General features: G+C 66.7%; 1 pseudogene. It reads right to left on the bottom strand.

From position 1 onward, the window contains the following. Positions 1–306: pseudogene (locus NE591_RS13975) on the bottom strand (hypothetical protein); the annotation flags it as partial.

Genomic DNA, 306 nt, shown 5'->3' with positions numbered 1-306 from the left:
GCGTGTCGCTCACCGCCGCCCCCATCATGGGCATCGTGGGCTCCATCATCGCTATTGCGGTGAGCGACACGCCGCAACCATTGGCGGCGTTGATCCAGGCCACGGCCGGCACGCCGGGGATCATGGCCATGGTGAACGAGCAGGCGCCCAGCGTCCATGCGGCGCAGAACAGGTGCCACGGGATGTTGCACTCGCGGAACATCGGGCGGGCCAGCGGGATGAGGGCGAACATGGCCACGAACATCGAGATGCCGGCGTAGGTGAGAAGAGCGCCCACAGCCGAGATGCCCAGCAGCACGAAGTACG

This window comes from Adlercreutzia sp. DFI.6.23, assembly GCF_024462535.1.
Taxonomy (GTDB): Bacteria; Actinomycetota; Coriobacteriia; order Coriobacteriales; family Eggerthellaceae; genus Adlercreutzia; species Adlercreutzia rubneri.
This window is presented reverse-complemented; position numbering and strand designations above follow the sequence as displayed.